General features: G+C 71.6%; 16 protein-coding genes. 6 read left to right on the top strand and 10 right to left on the bottom strand.

Annotated features, from left to right (window positions below; genetic code table 11):
• Positions 1-111 precede the first annotated feature (111 nt).
• Positions 112-858: a TetR/AcrR family transcriptional regulator gene (locus tag AC3IYI_RS38500; protein WP_489408072.1), complete on the top strand. Its 747-nt coding sequence runs from the start codon at positions 112-114 to the stop codon at positions 856-858.
• 248 nt (positions 859-1,106) lie between these two features.
• Here the strand turns inward: AC3IYI_RS38500 and AC3IYI_RS38495 are convergent, their stop codons facing one another.
• The 3 genes from AC3IYI_RS38495 to AC3IYI_RS38485 all read right to left on the bottom strand — a co-directional run bounded on the left by AC3IYI_RS38495 (position 1,107) and on the right by AC3IYI_RS38485 (position 6,760).
• On the bottom strand, positions 1,107-2,114 hold the full coding sequence (locus tag AC3IYI_RS38495) for an ArsR/SmtB family transcription factor (RefSeq protein ID WP_489408071.1): 1,008 nt from the start codon (positions 2,112-2,114) through the stop codon (positions 1,107-1,109).
• 87 nt (positions 2,115-2,201) lie between these two features.
• Positions 2,202-2,786 (bottom strand): hypothetical protein, encoded by a 585-nt coding sequence (locus tag AC3IYI_RS38490; RefSeq protein ID WP_489408070.1) that lies wholly within the window; start codon positions 2,784-2,786, stop codon positions 2,202-2,204.
• A gap of 44 nt (positions 2,787-2,830) precedes the next feature.
• A complete protein-coding gene (locus AC3IYI_RS38485) occupies positions 2,831-6,760 on the bottom strand; it encodes an nSTAND1 domain-containing NTPase (protein ID WP_489408069.1) in 3,930 nt (1,309 codons plus the stop codon).
• Positions 6,761-7,130: 370 nt separating this feature from the next.
• Here AC3IYI_RS38485 and AC3IYI_RS38480 point away from each other — a divergent pair, with 370 nt between their 5' ends.
• The gene (locus AC3IYI_RS38480) at positions 7,131-10,502 is read left to right on the top strand and encodes a S8 family peptidase (RefSeq protein ID WP_489408068.1); all 3,372 of its coding nucleotides are present in this window, start codon (positions 7,131-7,133) and stop codon (positions 10,500-10,502) included.
• Positions 10,499-12,145 (top strand): phosphatidylinositol-specific phospholipase C domain-containing protein, encoded by a 1,647-nt coding sequence (locus AC3IYI_RS38475; RefSeq protein WP_489408067.1) that lies wholly within the window; start codon positions 10,499-10,501, stop codon positions 12,143-12,145. Before AC3IYI_RS38480 ends, AC3IYI_RS38475 begins: the two co-directional genes overlap by 4 nt.
• Positions 12,146-12,215: 70 nt before the next feature.
• Here the strand turns inward: AC3IYI_RS38475 and AC3IYI_RS38470 are convergent, their stop codons facing one another.
• Together AC3IYI_RS38470 and AC3IYI_RS38465 are read right to left on the bottom strand one after the other, a co-directional pair.
• Complete coding sequence (locus tag AC3IYI_RS38470) at positions 12,216-12,386, bottom strand: hypothetical protein (protein WP_489408066.1); 171 nt, start codon at positions 12,384-12,386, stop codon at positions 12,216-12,218.
• 27 nt (positions 12,387-12,413) lie between these two features.
• Complete coding sequence (locus tag AC3IYI_RS38465; protein ID WP_489408065.1) at positions 12,414-13,226, bottom strand: FG-GAP repeat domain-containing protein; 813 nt, start codon at positions 13,224-13,226, stop codon at positions 12,414-12,416.
• Between the two features lie 383 nt (positions 13,227-13,609).
• On the opposite strand from AC3IYI_RS38465, the gene AC3IYI_RS38460 reads away from it, so the two are divergent.
• The 3 genes from AC3IYI_RS38460 (at position 13,610) to AC3IYI_RS38450 (ending at position 17,527) form a co-directional block, all read left to right on the top strand.
• Entirely contained in the window at positions 13,610-15,952 is a 2,343-nt protein-coding gene (locus tag AC3IYI_RS38460; protein WP_489408064.1) for a M9 family metallopeptidase, read from the top strand.
• A gap of 193 nt (positions 15,953-16,145) precedes the next feature.
• Entirely contained in the window at positions 16,146-16,805 is a 660-nt protein-coding gene (locus AC3IYI_RS38455) for a nitroreductase family protein (RefSeq protein WP_489408063.1), read from the top strand.
• Between the two features lie 56 nt (positions 16,806-16,861).
• Positions 16,862-17,527, top strand: coding sequence for a class I SAM-dependent methyltransferase (locus tag AC3IYI_RS38450; protein WP_489408062.1), 666 nt, complete (start codon positions 16,862-16,864; stop codon positions 17,525-17,527).
• A 797-nt stretch (positions 17,528-18,324) separates the two neighbouring features.
• Here the strand turns inward: AC3IYI_RS38450 and AC3IYI_RS38445 are convergent.
• From AC3IYI_RS38445 to AC3IYI_RS38425, 5 genes are all read right to left on the bottom strand, one after another.
• Positions 18,325-18,393 (bottom strand): hypothetical protein, encoded by a 69-nt coding sequence (locus AC3IYI_RS38445; protein WP_489411819.1) that lies wholly within the window; start codon positions 18,391-18,393, stop codon positions 18,325-18,327.
• A 266-nt stretch (positions 18,394-18,659) separates the two neighbouring features.
• A complete protein-coding gene (locus AC3IYI_RS38440) occupies positions 18,660-19,940 on the bottom strand; it encodes an MFS transporter (protein WP_489408061.1) in 1,281 nt (426 codons plus the stop codon).
• Between the two features lie 3 nt (positions 19,941-19,943).
• Complete coding sequence (locus tag AC3IYI_RS38435; RefSeq protein WP_489408060.1) at positions 19,944-20,480, bottom strand: DUF5825 family protein; 537 nt, start codon at positions 20,478-20,480, stop codon at positions 19,944-19,946.
• Positions 20,477-22,348: a RiPP maturation radical SAM C-methyltransferase gene (locus AC3IYI_RS38430; RefSeq protein WP_489408059.1), complete on the bottom strand. Its 1,872-nt coding sequence runs from the start codon at positions 22,346-22,348 to the stop codon at positions 20,477-20,479. Before AC3IYI_RS38430 ends, AC3IYI_RS38435 begins: the two co-directional genes overlap by 4 nt.
• A gap of 133 nt (positions 22,349-22,481) precedes the next feature.
• Positions 22,482-22,604, bottom strand: a complete 123-nt coding sequence (locus tag AC3IYI_RS38425) for a hypothetical protein (RefSeq protein WP_489408058.1) — start codon at positions 22,602-22,604, stop codon at positions 22,482-22,484.
• Between the last annotated feature and the right edge of the window lie 105 nt (positions 22,605-22,709).

Raw genomic sequence — 22,709 nt, 5'->3', positions numbered from 1 at the left:
TCCTCTCTCGGTGGGGCGTGTGCCCCAGGGGGCTGATGGAACCGTCTGCCGGGAGTTAAGGTCAATGCTGTTGGCATAAGGGCACCGAACGGTCCAGGAGGCGAGTCCGTAATGCCGAAGGACGTGGTTCCGGAGGAGGCCCGCCGACGGCGGCGACCGACCCGGCAGGGCACGGTGCTCTCCGAGCGGCTGATCGTCGAGACGGCGCTGCGGATGGTGCGGGAGCACGGAAGCGCGGGCCTGACCGCCCGGCGGCTCGGCGCCGCCCTGGGCGCGGACCCCAGCACCCTCTACCGCTACTTCGACGGCATGGACGGGCTCACCCTGGCCATCGGCGAGGAGCTCATCGGCCGGGCCCTCGCCGGCTGGGTCCCGACCGGGCGGTGGCGCGAGGACCTACGCTCCCTGGGCCTGCGCATTTACGGTGCCTACCTCGCCCATCCGCAGGCCGCCCTGCTGACCACGAGCCGGGTGACCGGGCGCCCCCGGGAGATCGCGGCCGACGAGGCCATCCTCGGCAGCCTTCGCGGCGCGGGGTTCGGCGACGAGGACGCCGTACGGATCTACCACGCCTACATCGACCAGTGTCTGGCCTTCGCGGCGCTCGACGCGGGTTCCCTGGCGCTGACGGAGCAGGCTCGGGAGTCCGATGAGGAGCGGTGGGAGTCGACGTACGCCCTCCTGCCGGCCGGGACGTACCCGAACATCGCGGCCACCGCCGGGCTCCTCGCGGCCCGGATGCCGCACAGCGCCTATCCGGTCGCGCTGGACATGCTGCTGGAGAGCGCCGAGCGTGAGCTGGCCGGCGCGGGCGGGGGCACCCGCCGCCGCCGGACGGGCCGACCGGCCGCGCTCTGAGGACGACGGGCCCTGAGCAGGACCGTCCCTGAGGACGTCGTGCCCTGAGGACTCCACAGGCCCGCTCCAGGCCCGCGACCCGCAGCTGCTCGGCCGCCCGTTCCGGGCCCACGACACGCCGTCCGACATCGCCGCGGTCCTGCGGGGCGGCGCACAGCGGCAATCCGCCGACGGGCCGTAAAGGGCTGGAACGAGTCGGGATCGCCGGCCGGGCACGCAGCTCGACCTCCAGCCGGTTCGGAGCCGGATCACCCGTGCTCGGTGGGTGGGCTTCCCAGGAGTTCGGCGCCCAGCGGGGTGACGGTGTGCACGACGGATTTACCGCGTCGGCTGGTGGTGATCAGACTGGCGTTGCGCAGCACCGTCGCATGCTCGCTCGCCGCCGCGATCGACACGTTCAGGCGCCGCGCCAGCTCGGTGGTACTGCATCCTTCGGTGGCCACCTTCAGTGCGGCGGCCCGAGTGCGCCCCAGCAATGCGGCCAGTGACTGGTCCGCGGCCTGCGCCGCACCCCACAACGCGGCGCCCGCCTCTGCGTCACCGATGGTGGGAATGGCAAGCGTGGGCGCCGAGGTGTCGTCCTGCGAGTCCCACAGCAGTAATGGGTCCCGCCACAGGAAGACCGTCGGCGCGATGACGAGACCGCGCCCCATGAGGTGGACGTCGACGCGCCGGTGGTACCGCACCTCCAGTACGGGCGCGCGCCACCGCACCAGCGGGACGCACATCCCCTCCAGCAGGCGTTCGATCCCGCCGTCGAGCAGCTTCCGCGCGAAGGTCGCCCGTACGCCCTCCAAATGGGATCTCGCGCTGTTCCAATAGGGGGCGACGATCGCCTCGTTGCAGGCGGCAAGCCCTGCGGCGAAGTCCCTGCGGGCTTCGGGGTCGCCGGCCGCCAGGGTCCGAGCCCACGACAACTGCGAGGGGTGGAAGGCGATGTGCTCGAGCTCGGTCTGCAAACGCGTGGGCGATGCCCGAAGCAGGTTGTCGATTCCCTCCTCGACGGACGGCGTGTCGCCCATCAGTCCCGTCAGGTCGATGTCCCCGCCACCCACAGCCAGCAGGCTCGTGAACGGGCGGGCCTGCGCACCCAGCCGCCCGCGGACCGTCTCCTGCCAGGGGCGGAAGGGCAGGGCCTTGGCGGCACAGTTGCCGCGCAGCAGCCTCAGGCCGTACATCGTTTCCGCGGCCGCTCCGATCGTCGCGGCCACGCGGGTCCGAGCCAGGTCATCGGCGGTGAAGTGAATGCGTAGCACCGAGCTCCCCCATGGCTGTCCGCTCGAGCGCCGCTTGATCGTCCACCGCAGTCTGTGCCCTGCCTGAGGCTCCGTCCAGGACCTGTTTCAGCCAAGACCCACGGCTCCGGGTTCACCGGCGCGGCCGCTCCTCTTGGCCCGCGCGTCGGCGACGGCGTAGGGCAGGCCGGGCAGCAGCAGGACCGGCGCCGCCCACAGCGGCAGCGTGAACAGCGCCCCGTCACCGGCCAAGAGGCGGGTGAGCACCGCGGCGGGCAGGGCTGTGACGAGGCCGAGCCCCCAGCCCGCCCACAGGCCCAGGCTGCCCCGCCGCAGCTCCCAGGCGACCGTGGCCACACCGAGGACCGTCCAGAAGGCCAGGTAGTCGGGGGTCACGGCGAGTGCGGTGCTCCAATGGCGCAGGTAGGAGAACAGCAGGACGCAGCCGAGCACGAAACAGGCCAGGGACACGGTGCGCAGCGCCCGGCGGGCGAGCGGGGCGCGCTCCCGCGCCCGTGCCGCGGCGAAGCTGCGGACGTCCCGGCCGACGACGTCCCGTCCCGTGCGGCCGGCGGCTTGCGCGTCCTCCAGCTGGGCGGAGAGCTCGTCGAGCATCTCCCGTACGGATGCCTCGTCGATCCCCCGGTACTCCCAGTTGCTGCGGCAGGCCGCGAGTATGTGCGCGTTCGTCATGGTGTGGTTCCCCCGTGGGTTCCGTGGCGGTCAGGAAGGTTCTGTCAGCAGGTCTTTCGGTAGGGGAGGTCCGGGAGGTAGGTGCGCCAGTCGGACCGGGAGAGTCCGGTTCCGGTGCGGGTGCAGACGGAGTCCGCGAGTCGGACCGGGGCCACCTGGTGGGTGCGGACGGTGCTGTGTTCGCCGGCGCTGTGCAGGGTTTCGCCGTCGGGTGAGAAGGCGATGGCCACGATCCCGTCTCCGGGGGTCGGTAGCGGTGATCCCAGCGGTCGGCCCGAGTTCACGTCCCAGAGCCGGAGCGTTCCGGAGGCGCCCGCCACGGCAAGGGTCTGGCCGTCGGGAGAGAAGGCCAAGGCGGTGACGGCCTTTGCGGAGTCGAGGCCGTCCGCGTCGAACCCGGCCGGGAGGGTGGCCAGTCGTCGCTCGGCTTCCCCGTCCCACAGGGTGACCCCGCCCGTCGTGTCGCCGACCGCCAGGCGCGTGCCGTCGGGGCTGTAGGTCATCACCCCGTCCCGTTCCGTGGTGGGGGCCCGTTCGGTGCGTCGGCCGGTGGTGATGTCGAAGGTGTTCGAGGGGGTCGCGAGGAGTCGGCCGTCCGGGCGGACCGCGACCGGGGCGGCTCGGTCGCTCCCTCGGCTCACCACGGAGGACATCCGGTCCTGGGTGAGGTCCTGAGACCCGATCCGGCGTCCGCTCGCCATGTCCCGTACGTCCAGGGTGTCCACGCCCGCGCGCGTCGTGAGCAGGGACCGGCCGTCGGGTGAGACGGCCATTCCCGTGATGGGCATCCGGGCGGCGGACGACGGTTTCGGGTCTGCGGGCAGGGGGCGGGCCTTGTTCGCCGGCACGTCCCACAGGGTCGGCTCCTGCGCGGTCTCCCGCTGTCCGCGCCCGGCGTCGGAGCCTGCGGCGGAGTCGGTTCGGGCGTGGGCGAGGGTCTGTCCGTCGGGGCTGAGCGCGAGGAGGACACGGCAGTCGTGTTCCGTGGGCGCCCCGGTGGATCCCGGTCCCGGTACGGCTTTCGGGCAGTCGGCCGGCGGGGTACGGGCCGTGCGCCGGCCGTCGGCGACGGCGTAGGCCTCGAGCCAGGTACTGGAGCCCTGCCTGCGGTCGACCGCGACGGTCTTGGCGTCCGCGCTGAAGGTGCCCGTCGATGCCGGTTCGGGGTTCCAGTCCGGTGTCGTGGCCGGTCCGTAGGAGATCGAGCGCACCACGGTGTCCCCGAGCCGGCGTTCGGTCAGGTACCTGATGACGCCGTCCTTCGGGTCGATCCGGAGCTGGGAGGCGGCCCCGTTGGCGAGGGAGTAGCGGAAGACCGGTCGTTCGGGCGTGGCGAGGCGCCACATCAGGATCTCCCGGCCGTCGACGGCCGCGGCGAACCGGCCGTCGGGGCTGGTGGTCACCTCGGTCAGCCCGGGGTGGTCGATCCCGGCCGGTTCCCGGCCCGTGATCGGGTCCCACAGGCTCAGGCCGCCCGGTGCCCGGGTCACGAGGACGGCGCCGTCGCCGGTGAAACGGAACGAGTCGACTGCGCACCCGTCGGGTCGGGCGGCGGGCAGCTCCGTGCCGCGGGCCACGTCCCACACCCTCAGGGGCACGTCGGCCCGTTCGAAGGGGCTCACCGCATCCCCTCCTCTGGCGCACAGGGCCAGGTGGCGTCCGTCCGGGCTCAGTTCCCACATCGGATGCCGCCCGGTCGGCACCTCCAGCAGGGTGCGGCCGCTGCGTGCGTCACGGAGCGAGAGCCGGCCGACGGCGCCGTCCATCTCCTGGTTGGCGACGACCTGTTCGGCGGCCGTCCAGGCAACCGAGGGGCCCGCCGGCCGGGGCTCGGAGTCGAGTGGCGTCCCGGACGCCAGATCCAGTCGACGCGCCCCGGTGCCGTATCCGGGCTCCGTCTTCGCCCGGGACCCCTGCACCAGGGCGGTGCGGCCGTCCGGGGAGATCCCGCGGAACAGAGTGCCCTGGTCGAGGGTCATCTGCGGTCCGACCGCGGTCCTCTTCGTGACGTCCCAGGCGCGTACGGAGTCCACGTCGACGGTGACCGCGGTCCGGCCGTCCGCGCTCAGCCGGACCGGGAGCGCCGGACGGGAGGTCCAGGGGCCCGCCTCGTCCGGCACGTCGTAGGCGTCCGACTCGGCCTGGACGGACGCCGCCAGCAGCGCCGACCGGGTCTCTGCGGTCTCGGCGAGCCGCCAGGAGGCCACGCTCAGCCGCATCGCCAACGCGGGATCGGAGCTCCTCAGGCCTTGGGCCACGGCTGCCAGCCGACCGGCGGCCAGTTCCTTCCCCTTGGCCTGCCGGATCTCGGCGTCGACCCGCTGGCGGACGTTGTCGCGGCCCTGCTGCCAGGCGGTCGTGCTCGCCACCGTGAGGAGGACGAGGAGGAGGCCGACGACCGAGGTCACGCCGCGCCGGATTCGGTGTGTGCGGGCCCGCGACGCGAGGCCCGCACGCAGGAACTCCCGCTCCGTCGGGATCAGCTCGGCGGAGCGGCCCGCGTCGTCCGCGAACGTGGCCTCGGCCTCGGCCAGTTCCCCTCCGCGCAGGAGCGCCCCGGCGTCGCGTCGGCGGGTCAGCCAGTTCTGGGTGGCCTGGGTCAGCCGGCGGTGGCGTCGCAGCCGTTCGCGGTCGGTGTCGATCCAGCCGCGCAGCCGCGGCCACGCGGTGATCAGGGCCTCGTGCGCCAGGTCCACGACGTCCCGGTCCAGGGTGACGAGCCGGGCCCGGGCCAGTCGGTCCAGTACGGACCCCGCTTCGGCGGCCTCCGGCGAGTCCGGTGGCACGAGGGTGTCTCGGGGGACGGGCCGCCGGGTGTCGGGGGCTCCGTCGCCGGGGGTGATCAGGTTCAGCAGGAGGCGGCGCGCGACGGGGGCCCGGTCGGGCCCCAGTTCCGCGTACACCTCCTCGGCGGTCTGGGCCAGGGCGCCGCGCAGACCACCGGCCGCCTCGTGTCCGGCCAGGGTCAGCGTGCGCCCGCGGCGGCGCCGCCAGGTCTCCAGCAGGGCGTGGGAGAGCAGCGGCAGGCTGCCGGGTTCGCGGGTGACCTCTTCCACGAGCCGTGCCGTGAGGGCACGTTCGACGGTGAGGCCGGCCGCTGCCGCGGGGCGCACGATCGCGCCGCGCATCTCCTCGGCGGTCAGCGGGCCCACGGGGAGGGTCGCGGCTCGGGCGGCCTCGGCCAGGGCGGGGTGGGCCAGGCAGTGCGCGTAGAAATCGGCGCGCACGCCGAGCACCACGCGGATCCGGCTTCCGGGGTGGCGGGCGGCGAGGAGGGCCTCGAGGAAGTCCCGTCGTTCGTCGGGGTCGGCGCAGAGGGTGAAGACCTCCTCGAACTGGTCGACGATCAGCCAGGTCTCCCCGTCTCCGGCGGCCGCGGTGAGGATCGGCGCGTGGGTCCGCATCGGGTGTTCGCCGGGGGTCAGGACGCGCAGGGCCGCGGCGGGCGGCAGCGGCGGCGCGGAGCGGCGCAGCCGCGGGATGAGACCGGCCCGCAGCAGGGAGGACTTGCCGCTGCCGGAGGGGCCGAGGACGACGCCGAAGCGGTGTTCGGCGACCAGGGCCGTCAGTTGGTCGGTCAGCCGTTCCCGGCCGAAGAACACCGACTCGTCCTCGGGTTCGAAGCGTGTCAGGCCGCGGTAGGGCGGAGTGCCGCCGCTGTCGGCGCCGAGCTCGAGGGAGGCCAGGGCTTCGGTCGCGGCTTCGGCTTCGGCCTCGCGCCACCGTCGTTCCCATTCCGTCCGGGCGGCGCCGCAGACCTTGGCGTAGGCCAGGGTCACGGCCAGGCTCGGGAGCCGGTTCCCGGCGGCGGCCTGGGAGAGTGCCGTCACTGAATAGCCGGCCCGCGCGGACAGTTCCCGGTAGGGGACGGAGCCGGCCGCGCGGCGCAGTGCGCGCAGCTCAGCGGCGAACCGGGCGGTTGGACCAGCCTGTGGGTCGAGCGCCTTCTCCGGCCTTCCCGCACCACTTCCCATGCTGTTCCCCTCCCCCGGGATCAAGATCATTTCCACCGTAGGCGTGGGCACCAGCGGCCACAAGAGCCTCTTCGGCCACGGAAAACAATTGTTCAGCCGCCCGGATCGAGGCTGCTGAACAATCCACGAGCCGGTGGACTGCTGCCGTACCCCGGTCGCCGCGCGGCCCGGACGGCTCGCCCTCCCACCCCCCGCCTCTCCCCCTAGGGGCCGGTGGGACACGGGCCGGCCGGGCCCCGGCGACCGGCCTGACCACACCGCCACGCACACACCGCGCGTACGCCACGTACGCCACGTACGCCACGTGCGCCACACGACGGGGCGCACGCCACGGCTCCGGCCGCCGTACGCGCCTTCCACAGGAGCAGAGTTGTTCACACGGACCCACAGGCCTCGACGCACCGCGGGGGCCCTCGCCCTCGCCACCGCCGTCGTCGCCCTCAGCACGGGGCTGACCGGCCCCGCGGGGGCGGCACCCGCCGCCTCCCCCACCAGCAGCACCACCGGCACCCCCGTGACCGTCACGCTGATCACCGGCGACCGCGTGACCGTGAACGGCAGCGGCGCCGTCCTACGCTTCGAACCCGGCCAGGGGCGTGAGCGCGTACCGGTCGAGATCGAACGCGCCGACGGCCGCACCCTGGTGCTGCCCGCCGACGCCCGAGCCCTGCTGGCCGCCGGCAAGCTCGACCGGCGCCTCTTCGACGTCACCACGCTCGCCGACCCGACCCTGCGCGCCCTGCACCGCGGCGCACTCGGCCTGATCGTCCAGTACGAGGGCTCCGCCGGAGCGGCGCGCGCGGAGCTGAGGTCCGCCGCCGGCAAGGGAGCGGGGCCCGCCCTCCACACCGTCAACGCCGAAGCCGTCAAGGCCTCGCCCGCTGACGCCACGAAGGTCTGGGAGGCCTTGACGGAGCCCACCGCGCGCGGCCTGCGCGCCACCGGCGCCGGAATCGGCAAGGTCTGGCTGGACGGCGTACGCAAGGCGAGCCTGGACACGAGCACGAAGCAGATCGGCGCCGACCGGGCCTGGCAGGCCGGGTTCGACGGCACGGGCGTGAAGATCGCCGTCCTGGACACCGGTGTCGACAAGACCCACGCGGACCTGAAGAGCCAGGTCGTCGGGGAGAAGAACTTCTCCGACTCCCCCGACACCACCGACCGCGTCGGCCACGGCACCCACGTGGCCTCCATCGCGGCCGGGACCGGGGCCGCGTCCGGCGGAGCACTCAAGGGCGTCGCGCCCGGCGCCAAGGTGATCAGCGGCAAGGTCCTCGACGACCGGGGCTACGGCAGCGATTCCGCGGTCATCGCGGGCATGGAATGGGCCGTCGCCGAGGGTGCGGACGTCGTCAACCTCAGCCTCGGAAGCCGGGACTTCCCCGGCGTCGACCCGGTCGAGGCCACCGTCGACCGGCTGTCCGCGGAGAAGGGTGTCCTGTTCGCCGTCGCCGCGGGCAACGACGGTGCCGGCGAGTCCACGGTCGGCTCGCCCGGCAGCGCCGACGCCGCCCTGACCGTCGGCGCCGTCGACGCCAAGGACGTCCTCGCGGAGTTCTCCAGCCGGGGCCCGCGCGTCGGCGACGGCGCGGTCAAGCCCGACCTCACCGCGCCCGGCGTGGGCATCACCGCCGCGGCGGCCCCGGGGAGCAGGCTCGACACCGATCCCGGGGCCCAGCACCCCGCCCCGGGTTACCTGCAGCTCAATGGCACCTCGATGGCCACCCCGCACGTGGCCGGAGCGGCAGCGCTGCTGAAGCAGAAGAACCCCGGCTGGACCGGGACCGAGCTCAAGGGCGCGCTGACCGCGTCCACGAAGGACGGCTCGGTCGGCGTCCAGCAACAGGGCACGGGTCGCGTGCAGGTGGACAAGGCCCTCACCCAAACGGTGATCACCGAGCAGGCGTCGCTGTCCCTCGGCACCGCCCAGTGGCCGCACACCAACGACGTGCCGCTCACCAAGAAGATCGCCTACCGCAACCTCGGCACCACCGACATCACCCTCGACCTCGCGGTGACCGGCACCGATGCCCGCGGCAAGTCCGCCCCGGCCGGGTTCTTCGCGCTCGGCGCCGACAAGGTGACCGTGCCCGCGGGTGGCCGGGCCGAGGTCGACCTGGCCGCCGACACCCGCCTCGGCGATGTCGACGGCGCCTTCTCCGCCTACGTCACCGCCACCGGCGGCGGCCAGTCGGTGCGCACGGGCGCGGCGGCCGTCCGTGAGGCCGAGGCGTACGACGTCACGATCACGACCGTCGACCGCGACGGCGGCCCCGCCCGCGAGTTCTCCCACTCCCTGTTCGGAATCGGCGGCGCCGCCGACGGCATATGGACGGGCGTCAGCAACGAGTCCGGCTCCAGCACCCTGCGTCTACCCAAGGGCACCTACGCCCTCCACGGCGCCGTGTACCAGGACGGCTCGGACCTCACCAAGGGCGTCGACTGGCTGGTCCAGCCGCGGCTGGAGGTCTCCGGGACCACCACGGTCACGGTCGACGCGCGCACCGCGAAGCCGGTGGACATCACCGTTCCCGGTCTGGCCACGGCCGACTTCGCCCTGCCCTACTACCAGCAGACGGTCGGCGAAGGCCACCTCGGCAACGGCTGGGTCCTCCCCAAGGGGTACACCGGGTTCCGCTCCGCCCACATGGGGCCGGCCGTGACCGACGGCTCGCTCACGCAGAGCTGGCTGGCGACCTTCCTCAAGGACCCGGCCACCCAGTACTCCGTTGCCCTCGGCGGCGTGACGAACCGTCTCGCCACCGGGTACACGCGGCACGTGAAGGCGACCCAGCTGGCGAAGGTCTCCGTGGACATGGGCGCGCCCGCCCCCGGCAAGTCCGGCTACGCCTACGCCGCCCCCACCCTGCCCGGCATGCCTCAGGGCGACTTCTACGGAGCTGTCCAACCCGCTCCCGGCACCCGCACGCTCCTGCTCTCCGCCCTCGACGGCGCGACCTGGCGGACCGGGTTCTGGCAGCTCGGCGCCCCCGATGAGGACGGCAACCAGCGCATCGAGGCGGACCAGGCCGCCCTGGAGCCGAAGCGCTACACGGCGGGCTCCTCCCACCGCGAGACCTTCAACACCGGAGTCTTCTCGCCGCTCCTGGGCAAGGGCCTGGGCGTGTTCCGCACCGCCCCCGACCCGGAGACGGGCGAGCAGACCATCACCGGCGCGGTGCCCCTCTTCGGCGACGGCGCGGGACACGCGGGCTCCTCGTCCCTCACCAAGGCTTCCACCACCCTGTACCGCAACGGCATCAAGGTCGCCGATAACGAGGACCCGCTGAGCGGTTGGGTTCCCTTCACGGTCGACGGCGCCGACGCCGAATACCGGCTGGCCACCTCCGTGGAGCGGTCCCCGGACATCTCCGCCGTCTCCACCCGCATCGACACGAGCTTCACCTTCCGCTCCCGCCAGGTCGCGGCCCGGACCGCGCTCCCGGTCTCCACGGTGCGCTTCCAGGCCCCGCTCGACATGGCCTCCCGCGCCCCGGCGGGCAAGGTCACCCGGATCCCCGTGACCGTGCAGGGCGCGGCCGCCGGTAAGAACCTCACGTCGCTGACGATCTCCGTGAGCGAAGACGGCGGCACGACCTGGAAGCCCGTCACGGTCACCAACGGCGCGTTCTCCGTCCGGAACCCCGCGAAGGACCGGGGGATCTCCTTCCGGGCCAAGGTCACCGACAAGCAGGGCAACGTCTCCGAGGTCACCATCATCAACGCCTACCTGGGCAAGTGACCGCCGCCTTTTCACAGGCGGTTCCCCTCCCCCTTGATCCGAGTAGGAGTTCCATGCCTCGATCATCCATTCATCAGGTCCATCAGGTCCATCAGGGGTCACTCCCATGGTTTCGCCGGCTGGCACGTCGGATGGTGACCGGTGTCGCAGCCGGCGCGGTCGTGATCGGTGTCGCGGGCAGCACCGCTCTCCTCGCGCCGACTCCCGCCCAAGCCCACGGAAGCAATTTCGGGGACGCTTTCGGCAACATCGGGTCGGCGACGAACGCCGACTGGATGAAGGACATCGCGGGCGGCACATGGCTCGCGGCCCTATCCCTTCCCGGCACCCACGACTCCCTTTCCATCCAGGGAGGACCTCCTGCCGAGACGCAGCAGAACTTCGGAAAAAGCGCGAACACCTTGACGGCGCAGCTGGAGCGGGGAATCCGCGCTGTTGACATCCGGGTCCGTGTCACTGAGGGAACGCACTTCACGATTCATCACGGATCGTCGTACCAGGACGCCAACTTCGATGACGTACTGACCAAGGCCAAGGATTTCCTCGGCAAACACAAGAGCGAGACCCTCGTCATGCGCGTGAGGGCTGAATGCCCTCGCGGGAACGTAGGCACATTCGAGTGTGCGAACGACCCGAAGAGCGTCGACAGCGCGAAAATCGAAGAGATCTTCAAGAGCTACACGGATCGCTACCCGAACCTGTTCTACGCCCCTTCGATCGCCAAGGGAAGCGTGGCGTACGTGCCGCGCCTCTCGCAGGTCCGGGGAAAGATCGTGCTGGGCAGCTTCGACAACGTCGACGGTCAATACGGGATCAATACCTTCAACAGCCACAAGGAGGATCACTGGGAGCCGGATGGCATTCCCCAGAAATTCGGCTTCGTCAAGGAGAACATCGACAAAGCCGTCCGTGACGGCAGCGGTGAGATGTTCGTGACGTACACGTCCGCGTCCGACTACAACGGCGACCTCATGTCCCCGGCACAATTCGCCGGCGGGTACGGATGGGCCAATGGTCAGCCCGCGGTTCAGGGCGTCAACTTCCGGCTGATGCAGTACCTGAACTCGGGCGGCGGCAACGGCCACCTCGGCATCGTCATGATGGACTTCCCCGGCTGGGCCCTGATCCAGAACATCATCGACCGCAACAAGGGCTACACCGTCGCCGGTGGCCACCAGGCGATCTGGCTGGTCAATGCCGACAAGACCTACGTCGACACCAAGTACGGCAAGTGCATGGTGCGGGGCCCGGAGTTCGACAGCACCAAGACCGGCGGCCTGGTCACCCAGCGCACCTGCCAGTCGACGGCGCCGACCAGCCACCAGTGGAGCGCCGTGGCACCCTCGTACGACGGCAAGGGCTACTACTGGATCAAGTCCAGCAACGGCATGTGCCTGACCGTCCCGTGGAACAACGGCACCCCGCCGTCAGCCGGGACCCAGCTCTTCTGGTGGGGCTGTGAGACCCGCTGGTTCTCCGGCAACCAGATGTGGAACATCATGCCGACGCAGGTCGAGGTCGGAAACGAGCGCCGGACCGCCTTCAGGTTCATCAACCAGTGGACCGGCCTGTGCCTGACGGTCAACCCCGACACCGTCGCCACCGCCGGCGGCAAGGTGACCCACGACACCTGCCCGAAGTAGCGGCCTCGTGTCTCGCGGCCGTCCAGGCCGCGAGACACACCCGGGTGAGGCGAGCCGCCGGCCGCGGGGCTCAGATCATGTTCTTGTAGATGTTCCAGCCGGTGCCGAACTTCACCCGGGCGGTGAAGGTCGCGGTGCCGGCCTTGCCCGTGGAGGTGTAGAGGTACATCTCGCCGCTCGGGAGGCGACCGAGCACGTCGCCCTTGCCGTCGCCGTCGATGTCACCCGGCACGACCAGCATGTCGTACACGTTCCAGCCGGTGGCGACCTACTCGCGGGCGGCGAACGGGGCGGTGGACGTCCCCGTGCCCTTGTAGAGGAACAGCCGGCCGGAGGTGTCCCGGGCGAGCACGTCGGGCCGCCCGTCGCCGGAGTAGTCGCCAGCGCCGACGAGCGAGTTGTAGGTGTTCCAGCCGGAGCCGACCTTGACCCGCGCATTGAAGGGCTTGCTGACGCTTCCCGTGCCGGTGTACGGCCACAGCCCGCCGGTGTGGTCGCGGACCAGCAGGTCGGGCCGGTGGTCCCCGGTCACGTCGCCGGTGGCCACGAGGCGGTTGTACGTCTGCCAGCCGCGGCCGGACCACAGGGGCGCCGACGTGCTCTTCAGGCCGGTCTCGTAGAGCGTGAGCACGCCGTCGAAGGAGAGGGAGAGCAGCTCGGCCTTGGTCGTGCCGCCGACGTCGCCGACCGGCAGCAGGTCCTTGAACGAGGCCTCGCGGTCGGTCTTGTAGATCGTGTAGTCGCTCCAGGCCGAGATCGACGACAGGTAGACGCCCGTGCTCTGGTCGTACTCCATCACGATCATGTCGCTGATGCCGTCGACGTCTTGCCGCGGCTTGGCGGCAGCCGCCCGGGCCAGTGGCGTGGCGCGGTCGGGCATGACGACGGTCGGGTGCCCGCCATCGCGGCGCGGCGCGGCGTCGGAGGACGGCTCCGGTGCCGGGGCGGCCGGGGGCCGCGCGAAGGCGGAGGCGGGTGGCAGAGGCTGCGGGGCGGCGGTGCTCGGGGCGGCGGTGCTTGGGGCTGCGGAGAGGGCGCCGGCGGCCAGGGCGAGTACGCCCACGGCGGCCAGGGCACGCAAGCGTCCGTGGTGCGGTGAAGTCAAGATCCCCCCTGAGGATCGAGCCGGGGGGCATGCCGGGGCACGTGCTGCCGTGTGCCCTGGACCACGCGTCCGTGCGTGAACGGGCCCCAGTTCCGTCCGTGCAGCGTATGCCGCGCCACTGACAACGGATGAGGCCGCTTCGCGTCGACTCCCTTTCCGAGAGGCCCGGTTGGTCTGCCGGGGCGACCATTTCATCCCGGCCGGGAGGGGGCGCGGGCGTGCGGTCATGCCGGCGTGCGCGGACAGCCAATCTGGCCAAAAGACTTCCGGCGCGATGCGACATGTGAAATTTTACATGTCACACACCAATCGCCCGTGTCCCCCGCACGCGGCCACAACGGCCCCGGAGGCCCCCGCAGATGCATCCCTTCCGGATATCGAAGGCCAACGCGCGCAGACTTCCCGCGCTGGGCGCCGCCGTCTTCATCGCGCTCGGCCTGTTCGCGCCACAGAGCCAGGCCGCCTCCGTCGGCGCCACGGCCCCGGCCGGAGCGCACGCACATGGAACCGCGGCCCCGGCGCCGCGGTCGATCCCGGTCCCCAAGTCGCCCGATGCGATGAGCAACAGCTCCCGCTTCCGCATCTCCTCGCAGGACAGTGCCGAGGAGTCCGCCACCGCCCCCGCCCCGACCGTCAAGCCCGTACAGCCGGCCAAGTCCGGCAAGGACGGCCAGCGGTCCTCGGCCGCCGCCGGGGACGAGTGCGGCGACCTCTCTGGCGTGATCAACGCGACCGGCGCCACCCTGGTCCAGCAGCTCAAGGCGCTCCCCCGGATCACCTGTACGTACCCGCTGTTCAGCCTCACCGGGGAGAACGCGCGGAAGGCCTTCAACGAAGCGCAGATGGTGACCGTCGCCAACGCGCTGCGCGACGCCTCCGCCACCTACTCGGGCAGCAACAGCGCCGCCGTCGGGCAGCTGGTGCTGTTCCTGCGGGCCGGCTACTACGTGCAGGAGAACAACGGGGACGTCGTCGACCCCTACGGCACGGCGCTCGACGCCGCCGCGCACGGCGCGCTGGACGCCTTCTTCGCCTCCCCGCGCAGCAAGGACGTCACGGACGCCAACGGTGAGATCCTCAACGAGGTCGTCACTCTGATCGACAGCACCCACGCGGCCGGCCGCTACGCCCGCGTCGTCAAGTGGATGCTGGGCAGCTACGACGGCACGTGGCCCGGCCAGATGAACCTCGCGATGCAGCACGTCGAGTGGGTCGTCGAGAACGGCTTCAAGGCCAAGAACGACGACCGCGGCTGGCGGGCCGCCCTCAAGGCCGACCCCGCCATCCTCGACACCTGGGCCGGATTCATCACGCGCAACAGCGCGCAGCTCAACCGCCTGGACGTCGTCAGCAACGTCGGCCGCTTCCTCGGCTACTCCCTCGACGTCCCCGAGCTCAAGGAGCGGGTCCGCCCGCTGCTGAAGGACCTGATCAACCGCTACCCGAACGTCGGCCCCACCGCGCCGATCACCATGAACCTGGGCTGGTACACGCGCCAGTACGACAGGAACAACTGCGCGGCCTACGCCATCTGCGACCTGGGCGAGCGCGTGCTCCCGGCGATCCTGCCGATCCAGCACACGTGCACCCCGGGCCTGAAGATCCGCGCCCAGGACATGTCCCCCGGGCAGTTGGCGAGCACCTGCACCAGCCTGGGCAACCAGGACGCCTACTTCCACCGGGTCATCGGCGACAAGGGCGCGATCCCCGGTGACGTGAACACCAACCTCGAGGTCGTGGTCTTCGACGACTACACCAACTACTCGCTGTACGCCTGGGCCATCTACAACATCGACGTCGACAACGGCGGCATGTACGAGGAGGGCAACCCGGCCGCCGCCGGCAACCAGGCCCGCTTCATCGCCCACGAAGCCCACTGGCTGCGCCCGGACTTCCAGATCTGGAACCTCAACCACGAGTACACCCACTACCTCGACGGCCGCTACAACATGGCCGGCGACTTCGAGGCCGGCATCGTGACGCCGACCATCTGGTGGGTCGAGGGCATCGCCGAGAACATCTCGTTCGGTTACCGGGGCGAGCGCAACGCCGACGCGATCGCCGAGGCCGGCAAGAGGACCTACAAGCTCAGCGACCTCTTCGACACCGTCTACGGCCAGGACGCCGACCCCGAGGTCAACTCGAACCGGGTCTACCGCTGGGGCTTCCTGGCGGTCCGCTACATGCTCCAGGCGCACCCCGCCGACGTCGAGACCGTGCTGGGCAAGTACCGCGCCGGTGACTGGAACGGTGCCCGCACCTTCCTGAAGCAGACCATCGGCACGTCCTACGACGCCGGCTTCGCCACGTGGCTGACGACGGCCTGCGCGACCAACGACTGCGGCCCCCTGCCGGAGGCCCCCTCCACCCCGCTGTGCACCATCAGCGACCCCCGCCAGTTCGACAAGAACTGCCGCCGGGACAACCTCGCGGCCGGCGCCGGCAACTACAGCTACCACTTCGTGTACCTGCCGGCCGGCGTCAAGCAGCTGACCATCACCAGCAGCGGCGGCACCGGCAATGCCGACCTGTACTACGGCGGCAGCAGCTGGGCCACCACGAGCAACTACCAGGCGAAGTCCACCAACGCAGGGAACGGCGAGACCCTCACGGTGGACAACCCGCCTTCCGGATGGGTGTACTTCAGCCTCGCCGCCTCGCAGGACTTCAGCGGGGTGAGCCTCTCCACGCAGACCAAGTGAGCCGGCACACCAGGTCCTGAACATGACGGCGGTCCTTGCCCTCCGAACACGGACGGCAAGGACCGTCCCACAGCCCCGGCCATGCCACCCGCGAGGTGGGGATCCGGTCAGCTGGTGCGCAGCACCGTGGGGATCGAGTCGGCGGCCAGGAGGAAGACGATGGTGTGCGCCCCGTGGGCCACTGGACTTCGACTTGGACTCGCTGCTGAGCGGCGGTGCCGGTGTGAGCCGCACCCGGCGCTGGCTGGCCATGGCCGCGCATCTCGACGCGGAGGTCGAAGTCGACGGGCCGCACCGCGAGTTGCTCGGCCGGCTGAGCCCCGGTGAATGGCACGAGACCGACTCGCTGAACGCCGAAGAATCAGCCCTGGTCGCCGAGCTGATCGACAGTGGCCTGGTGATCACCGACGACGAACGCCATGCCGCTCATCGTGAACGCGACGACGTACTGCGCGCCGGTCACCGGTCGCCGCCCGCAGCGATGATGCACCGGCTCGCGCGGTGGGAGGGCCTCGACAGCGTCACCGGCATGGAAGCCAACGAGATGACCACCGCCGCCGATCTGCGGCGCAAGCTCGGCCCACCGCCCACGCATGCGCTCGAGCGCAGGGACGCACCGGACCAGGTGCCGTTGCCGCGCATCGACGGCAACGCACCTTCGATGGAGAGCGGTCGTTGCCGCTGGCGTTGTGCGCGCACATGCTGCAACGCGTGTTCGCCGCACAGTCGCAGGTCCGAGTCGACGACGACACGCACGCACGATGACCACCAGCGAATTCGATCCAGCCGAGGAAGTCTGGCTCCGAACGGCGGGCGCGGCCGAAGAGAGCCGAGTCCGCCGGAGTCCCTCTAGGGTGTCCTGACAGGGTCCGGTTGTTCGATGCCGGCCCCGATGAGGAGGGCGTCAGCGTGTCGGAGTCGGAGCAGGAGCTGGCCGAGGTTCAGCGGGAGCATTGGCAGCAGACCTACGCCGAGCATCCCGGCATGTACGGCGAGGAGCCGTCCGAGCCGGCGGTTCACGCAGCTGCCGTCTTCCAGACCGCCGGTGCCCGCGCGGTGCTGGAGCTTGGTGCCGGCCATGGCCGTGACGCACTGTACTTCGCCCGCAAGGGTTTCTCCGTGACGGCCACCGACTTCAGCCCCGTGGGTCTGGAGCAACTGCGCAAGGCCGCCGCGGTCCAGGGCGTGGGCGGGCGGGTCACCACCGCGGTCCATGACGTCCGCGACCCTCTGCCGCTCGCGGACGCCTCCGTGGATGCCGTGTTCGCGCACATGCTGCTCTGCATGGCGCTCTCCACCCGGGAGATCCACGCCCTGGTCGCCGAGGTGCGGCGGGTGCTGCGGCCGGGCGGATCCTTCGTCTACACCGTCCGCCACACCGGGGACGTCCACTACCGGGCCGGTACCGGGCACGGAGACGACATCTGGGAGCACGGCGGCTTCGCCGTCCACTTCTTCCCCCGCCACCTGGTCGACGACGTCGCCAAGGGCTGGACGCTGGATGAGGTCGCCGCGTTCGAGGAAGGCGGTCTCCCCCGGCGGCTGTGGCGCATCACCCAGACCGTCCCCCGGTGAGCGCCGCCGCCCGAAGGCCGGCGATCGGCCCGTAGACGCAGGTGACGGTGGATGCAGCGCAAAGTGGTTCTCCATGCTCCCCGCACCGCGTGACCCGTTGGCATAGCCTGCGGCCATGACTGAACCGGCTGTCATTTGGGTGAACGACGGGCTGTTCTCCATCACTGGGGGCTCCGACTACAGCGTCGAGTCAGCGGACTGGTCCAACTCGCTCGCCGCTCCCATGGACCACGGCGCCTTCATCCTCACCGGGATCCACACCGGACGCGTGAACGTCCAGACCCGGATCACCTCCACCCCACCACCCGCGGACGCGGAGGGCTGGGAGGAGGTGGTCGAAGTAAGCGTGCACGCCGACGAGGTCGACCTCGCCCTGAACTACTTCGGGGGTGAGGGGCCGAGCGCCCGCTCTCAGCGACCAAGGCCCCGGCTGGTACCGGATGCGGGTACACGCCCGAGGGCGCAGCCTCGAACGGGACGGAGTCAGCGAGAAGCCTATCGAGGACTACCTCATCACCGCCTGGCCCCAACAGCCGGCAGCCTCCACCGTCCTGCGGACCAGCCAACGAATCGAAGAGCGGCTCCGCCGCGCTGGTCGCGCCTGACTCCCCGGACGCCGCTGACGTCGCCAACACCGCAAGAGCGGGTCCGTGCATCAGGCACAGGACGAAGGCTCCGTTCGGACGTGCCGGCGTCGGAGCCTTCTGCCTCCGGGGACCCTGGACGAGCGACATCTGTGGAGGAACCCGAGCAGCTGACGCGCTTTGGCTGTCCGCGACCACGCTCACGGAATAGCCCTAGCCGGCCTTGTTCCAGGTCTGGCATCCGTTGGTCTGAAACGCCTTGTCGGTGGACGTGATCGTCACGACGGCCTGCTGCCCGCACCGAGCACGAGCCCGGCGACGGCTGCGGCGGAGTGGGTCAGCACGCTCTTCCACGGGATTCCCCGTCGCTGCGGTGGCGGGGCGGGCACCGGCCCCCACTGCGGTGGGCCGGCCGGTGGAGGCGGCGCCGCAGGTGGTCCGGGCGGGGGTTCCTGTCCGCCCATGGCCTCAGGGTGCGCCCGACCCGCCCGACCCGCCAATCGACCATGGTGCGCACCGCACGTCCGCACGTCTGCCACCTACCAGCGCTACCGGGTCAGCTTGTTCTCGCCGCGGTGGGGCAGCCAGAAGCAGGACGCTGCCAGCAGGGCCGTGGTCGCGGCGGCGGTCAGGACGGGGACGTTGCCGAGCCAGGCGGCCAGCGCGCCTCCGGACAGGGCCCCGACCGGGACGGTCGTCAGGAGCGCCGCCTGGGCGAACCCGGCGACGCGGCCCTGGAGGTGGGGCGGGGCGATCAGTTGCTGGGTGGTCGTCATCGAGATCGCCCACACCGTCGCCGTGACTCCGAAGAGCAGTTGGTACGCGATCAGCGCCGGGAAGGCGAGGGCCAGCGACGCCGCCGGAACGAGGAAGATCGCGAGGGCTGCCACCACCGCGCAGATCCGTGTCGCCCGGTACAGCTCGACGGACGTCCCGAACCGGCCCGCGAGGAGGACTCCGGCGACGGTGGCCACGCTGAACGAAGCGTAGACGAGCCCCAACTGCCAGGGAGAAAGGAGGAGTTCCCGGGTGGCGTAGACGACGAAGAGCGCGTCCGCGGCGCCGCTGCCCAGGTTGAACCCGGCGCCCGCGAGCACCTGCCTGCGCAGCACCGGCTCCGCCCGGACCACCGCGAGCCCCTCGCGGAGCGCGGCGAGCCGGGGGCCCCGGCTCGCCGTGGGCTCGGCCGGTCTGTTCAGCGATGCGGGCAGCGCGAACAGCAGCACGGCCTCTACGGCGTAAGCGGCGCTGCCCGCCAGCAGGGCCGGGGCAGCCCCCGCGAAGCCGACGAGGACGCCGCCCAGGGCGGGCCCGCCGATCTGGCCCATCGTGCGGGCGCCGGTCAGGGCCGAGTTTCCGGCCAGCAGCTGCTCGGGCCGGACGACGCGAGGCAGCGCCGCCTGCAGCGCCACCGAGAGCGTCCAGGTCAGCGTGCCCGACAGGGCGGCCACCGTGTACAGGTGCGGCAGGCCGAGGCTCCCGAGCGCCGCGGCGATCGGGACCGAGCCGACGACCACCACCTGCAGCGAGGTGAGCGTGACGGCCAGGCTGCGCAGTCGGGCGCGGTCGGCGAGCACGCCGGCGAGCGGGCTGAGCAGGGCGCCGGGGAGATAGGTCAGGGCCAGCAGCGCCGACGCCCCGAACGGGCCGGCGTCCAGCCGGGTCACGGCCAGGAGCGCCAGCGCCAGTGCGGTGATCTGCCGTCCGATGGAGCTGGCCGCCTGCTCGCCGCAGAGCAGAAGGAACGGGCGGTGGCGACGCAGCACGCCCCACGGCGTGGACCCGGTGTCGGCGGCCGTTGACGAGGGCCGGGTCGGCGACGAGGCCACGGGTCAGATGCTCGTGCAGGGAACGGGCCAGCGGCGCAGGCGCGGCGGCAGTGCCACCGCCCACCCCTGCGTGACCAGGACGAGACGTTCGTCCGCCAGCAGGGACACGGCCTCGCGGTGCGCCGCGTCGAGCTCGTCGAGGGCCGTGGTTTCCTGCACGGCGAGGAACGCGGCGAGAAGCGCGGGCTGGTCGATGGTGAACCGGGCTGCGGCCAATGGATCCCTGCGGTCCATGACCGTCACGAAATCGGGCCCGCGGCGATGGTAGAGCAGGCCGTACGCGTACCGGGACCTCCACGCGGCCACCTCGTCGGACCCGTCGGGCCCGCCCGGGGAGGCGGGCCGGGGAGCCGGTGGCGGGAGGTGGTGCAGCAGGCCGGTGTCGAAGGGCAGGGCGTCGGTGTCCGGGACCCAGTGCACCGCGAGGGCTTGGCTCTGGCAGTCGCGCAGGAAACGCACGGCGTCCGCCGTGCCGCGTCCGCCCGTGCCCAGCGGCAGCGGCTCGTCCACGACGACCTGCCCGCCGGTCCCGCCGGTCATATGGCCACCGACTCGGCCTCGGCCTCGGCGGTGACGGCGCGAACTGGGGCGTTCCGCAGCGGCAGGGACACGTACGACCGCCCGTCGAAGAACAGCAGGCCGAGGGAGACGTTCTCGCCGAGCCACTCCGTGAGCCGCCCCGGGGTGACCGGATGCCCCTCCTCGGTGAGGAGCCGGTGCAGGGCGCGCTCGGAGCGGCCGTGTCCGAGGTGCAGGAACGCGGCGGCCTCCCAGCCGTTCAGCCGGTGCGTGCGGGGCGGCCATCCGCGCCGCCGGTCGTGCACCAGCAGCTCACCGTCCGCGCCGGATTCCATCAGCAGCGTCGAACCGGCGTGGCCGGCCCGCCAGTTCTCGGCGGCCCGTGTGAGCCGCTCCTCCGTGCTCCCGCCGATCCCGCGGGGCGGTGTGTCGAAGAGGTAGACCAGATCGGCCAGTTCCTCCTCGGGGAGGTCGTACACGTGGCCGTACATCTCGGCAGGGCTCCGTTCGGCGAAGCCGAGGGCGGGATCGGCGAAGTGCGGGCTGAACCGCTCCAGTTGGATGCGGAACGCGCCGCCCGGTGGCTGCAGGTGGACGAGGGCGGGGAACTGGTCGACGACCGCGTCGTAGTCGTCCGCCGTCTCGCCCGGGAACCCGTACAGGTAGTTCCACGTGCACGTGAGCGACTGGTCGGCGCATTCCCGGAGCGTGCGGACGTTGCGGGAGCCGGTGACGCCCTTGTCCATGAGGCCGAGGACGCGGTTGTTGAGGCTCTCGATCCCCGGCTGGATGTGCACCGCGCCCGAGCGGGCCAGCAGCGCCAGCTGGTCCGTGGTGAGGTTGGACTTGACCTCGTAGTGCATCAGGAGGTCCCAGCCGCTGTCGGCGGCGAGTGGCAGGAAGTCCGTGAAGTACGCCATGTCGATGATGTTGTCGACCGTGACGACGTCGAGGATCCGGTGCCGCCGGACGAGCCGGTCGACCTCGGCCCACAACTGCTCGCCGGGCTTGGCGCGGAACGCCATGGCCGAGCCGTTGAGACCGCAGAACGTGCAATGGTGCTTCTCGCCCCACCAGCAGCCGCGAGCGCCTTCCACGACCAGTTTCGGACGGACGTACTCGGCCACCGGGGAGGCGTCGAGCTCCGCCTGCCAGACGTCGTAGTCGGGCGAGGCGATGTCACGCGGGGCCACGGTACGGCGCGACTCGTCGTTAGCCCGCGAGGCCCCACCGTCCCACCAGCACAAGCCCGGTACGTCGACGGGCGGGGTCCCGGCGTCCAGATGGGCCAGCAGGGCGGGGAACGCGTACTCGCCCTCCCCGCGCACCACGTGGTCGACGAAGGGGTGGTTGCGGTGCAGGGCGTGGCCCATCGGCCCGTCGCAGTTGCTGCCGCCGAAGACCACGGTGAGGCCGGGACGGCGGCGCTTGAGCTCGGCGGCGAGCGCGAGCGAGGACACGTTCTGCATGAACGTGCTGGTGAACCCGACGACCTCCGGGTCCTCCGCGAGGATCTCCGAGGCGCTGCGGGAGACGAACTCCGCCGCGTGGACGCGCATGGCACGCGCCTTGTCCACCGGGATCCCGCGTCGCTCGGCGTACGCGCCGAGCCGCGCGACGCCCCAGTCGGGGTCCGCGTAGAGCACACCCGAGAAGACCCAGTCGCCGAGCCCGTCGAAGATCGAGTCGCTGCCGACCTCGGCGTGGTCGGCCGGGCGCAGCAGTCCGTCCGTCCGCTCCAGCAGGAATTGCGCCCAGCGCAGCGAGCCGTGGAACTCGCGGACCTCGTCGGAGGGCCGCGTACGGGTCAGCAGGGAGTGGAGCAGGCCGATCTGGAGCGAGGGCAGGTCGATCGGCTGCCAGGGCATGGTCACCAGATGAACGCGCATGCGATCCTCCCTGCCGGGCCGGGATCCGGCTTCTGGTCGGCCGGCCGCCGGCCGGCCACTCCCTCGGCAGCCCGGTACGGGGCGTCGGCCCCCGGCGTCCGCGGTGCCACGCCGGGCGCCGACTCCCGCCCGGTCAGGACGCCGGTCGCTTGTCGATGGTGAGCCGGTCGCGCTTCCTGGCCTCGTCGCGGACGGCCACCTTCTTGATCTCCGGCTTGGCCCGGGTGTCGTCCTCTGGTGCTTCGTTGCTCTCCATGGTTCCCCTCCCGTTCCTCAAGTCCGGTGACCTTAAAGGCCGTTACTCGTGATACGCAAGGGATGATTTCGGCCGACGGGGCAGCGGGCTCGGCGCGCGGGACGC

Source organism: Streptomyces sp. GL_148 (genome assembly GCF_057834205.1).
Note: the sequence above shows the minus strand (reverse complement) of the source record. Positions and strands in the feature narration are given on the sequence as shown.

Coding starts and splice junctions, on each gene's coding strand:
- AC3IYI_RS38500 (WP_489408072.1), top strand. CDS start 112: ATGCCGAAGGACGTGGTTCCGGAGGAGGCCCGCCGACGGCGGCGACCG.
- AC3IYI_RS38490 (WP_489408070.1), bottom strand. CDS start 2,786: ATGACGAACGCGCACATACTCGCGGCCTGCCGCAGCAACTGGGAGTAC.
- AC3IYI_RS38485 (WP_489408069.1), bottom strand. CDS start 6,760: ATGGGAAGTGGTGCGGGAAGGCCGGAGAAGGCGCTCGACCCACAGGCT.
- AC3IYI_RS38470 (WP_489408066.1), bottom strand. CDS start 12,386: ATGCTGGTCGTGCCGGGTGACATCGACGGCGACGGCAAGGGCGACGTG.
- AC3IYI_RS38460 (WP_489408064.1), top strand. CDS start 13,610: ATGCATCCCTTCCGGATATCGAAGGCCAACGCGCGCAGACTTCCCGCG.
- AC3IYI_RS38435 (WP_489408060.1), bottom strand. CDS start 20,480: ATGACCGGCGGGACCGGCGGGCAGGTCGTCGTGGACGAGCCGCTGCCG.
- AC3IYI_RS38430 (WP_489408059.1), bottom strand. CDS start 22,348: ATGCGCGTTCATCTGGTGACCATGCCCTGGCAGCCGATCGACCTGCCC.
- AC3IYI_RS38425 (WP_489408058.1), bottom strand. CDS start 22,604: ATGGAGAGCAACGAAGCACCAGAGGACGACACCCGGGCCAAGCCGGAG.